The 2594-nt window shown below is 46.8% G+C and carries 1 protein-coding gene; it reads right to left on the reverse strand.

Annotated elements, in window-relative coordinates:
* On the reverse strand, positions 1-2594 hold a 2594-nt coding region (gene gltB, locus P8O70_00245), incomplete at both ends, for a glutamate synthase large subunit (GenBank protein ID MDG2195313.1).

Raw genomic sequence — 2594 nt, forward strand, 5'->3', positions numbered from 1 at the left:
CCAGCTATACCAGAGAAGAAAGCTTCACCGCTAGTGGCTCCATACATGACAGTGTTGCCAATCAGAATGTTTTCATCAGCCTTAAATGCGGATCTTTTGGGAGGATACACAATCAGCTTTCCTCCACTAAGTCCTTTACCCGTGTAGTCGTTGGCATCACCTTCTAACTCAAGTGTGACCCCCTTGGCCAAGAACGCTCCAAAACTTTGTCCTGCTGAGCCGGTCAGCTGACAATGAATGGTGTGATCAGGCAAACCCTCGGCTCCGTGGGCCAAAGCAATTTCTCCGCTGAGCATTGTACCAATCGCTCGATGGATGTTCTTCACGGGCATTTCAATTTTTACTGGCTTGCGTTGTTCGATTGCTTCCTTGGCGAGGGCAATCAATTCATGGTCAATCTGTTCATTAAGCCCATGATCTTGCTCCTGCGTGCAGTAGCGAGTGTCTCCTTTGCCTACAGGGATTTGTTTTAGGAGATTTGAAAGATCTATATGCTTGGCTTTCCAATGGGTAATATCGGAGCGTTGTTCCAAGCAATCTGATCTCCCAACCATTTCACTAAATGAGCGGAATCCACACATTGCCATGATTTCGCGCACTTGTTCTGCAACCATAAAGAAAAAGTTGATAACGTGCTCTGGTTGACCAACAAATTTTTTGCGTAGTTCAGGATCTTGTGTAGCGATTCCAACTGGGCAGGTGTTCAGGTGACACTTGCGCATCATCACACAGCCTATTGCGATGAGTGGTGCGGTTGAAAACCCAAACTCTTCAGCACCAAGCATAGCTGCAATAGCAACATCACGGCCCGTTTTCAGTTGCCCATCAGTCTGTAATCGAACACGACCACGCAAGCGATTCAGCAACAACGTTTGGTGCGCTTCAGATAATCCCAACTCCCAAGGAACTCCTGCATATTTTATTGAAGTCAATGGAGAAGCACCCGTACCACCATCATGGCCCGCAATCACAATCAGGTCCGCATGTGTTTTGGCAACTCCAGCTGCGATGGTTCCTACACCTGCCTCCGAGACCAATTTAACCGTAATCCGAGCCTTCGGATTCGCATTCTTCAGATCAAAGATCAACTGTGCGAGATCCTCAATTGAATAGATATCATGATGAGGAGGTGGCGAAATCAGTGTAACCCCAGGTGTTGAATTTCGGACCTTGGCAATCTCTTGGCTGACTTTTTTCCCAGGAAGCTGACCTCCCTCTCCAGGCTTTGCCCCTTGAGCGATCTTGATCTGTAACTCAACACAATTGACTAAATAGTGAATCGTCACCCCAAAGCGTCCTGAAGCAACTTGCTTGATTCGACTCACTGGCCAGTCACCATTTTCTCTTTTGTGGAAGCGTTGAGGATCCTCACCACCCTCACCACTGTTACTTCTACCACCAATACGATTCATGGCTATTGCAAGTGTCTGGTGGGCCTCACTGCTGATCGAGCCTAATGACATTGCACCGGTTGCAAAACGTCTAACAATCTCTTTTGCAGGCTCCACCTCTTCCAAAGGAACTGGAATTCCCTGCTTAAAAGTCAACAGACTGCGTGGTGTCGCTAGTCTTTGAGATTGCTCGTTAATAATATCTGAGAACTTCTTGAAGACTTCTCTGCTATTTTTCTGGGCCGCTTCTTGGAGCAACAAAGTTGTCATTGGGTTGACCTGATGGTACTCCCCTCGACGGCGCCAGAAATATTGACCCCCAACAGATAACGTGTTTTTGAGATCTGGTGTTTCGACATACGCATAAGCATGTCGCTTCAGACATTCTTCACCCAGTACTTCAACAGTGACCCCACTGATTTTTGATGGAGTCCCCGCAAAGTATTCGTGGACAACGTCCTCACTCAAACCGATGGCTTCAAAAATTTGCGCCCCACGATAACTCTGGATAGTGGAAATACCCATTTTCGCAAAAACCTTAAACATCCCCTTGCGAATCGCTTTCAGATAATTTTTGATCGCTTTCTCATATGTCAACTCTTCAGGGAGAGTTCCTTCTGATAGGATCTGCTCAAAGGTCTCAAAAGCGAGGTAGGGATTAATAGCACCGACACCATAGCCGATGAGAAGACAGAAATGAGCAATTTCTCTGGCTTCTCCTGTTTCCAGAATCAGACTGGACGAGCTCCGCAGTTTCTCACGAATCAGGTGATGGTGGACCGCACCAACCGCAAGAAGAGCAGGAATAGGAACTTGATCTCGACCAATTCCTCGATCACTCAAAATTAAATATTCTTTACCTGATCGAATTGCTGATGCTGCTTCTGTGCAAATTCTGTCCAGGGCTTTCTGCAAGCCACTAGCTCCTTCAGAAGTAGGGAATAGAAGCGATATTGGGGCAGTCTTTTCATGATGACGTAGCTTTGCGAACTGGGCATTAGTCAAGATTGGCCCATCTATCTTAATTAATTTTGCGTGGCTAGGCTCAGGACTCAGGATATTGCCTTCACCACCAAGATGGCTAGTCATAGACATGACCATCTCCTCTCGAATTGAATCGATTGGTGGGTTACTGACCTGAGCAAAAATCTGCTTGAAATACCCGTAGAGCAACTGTGGTCGATCTGAAAGTGCAGCCAATGG

The sequence above is a fragment of the SAR324 cluster bacterium genome, from assembly GCA_029245725.1.
Taxonomy (GTDB): Bacteria; SAR324; SAR324; order SAR324; family NAC60-12; genus JCVI-SCAAA005.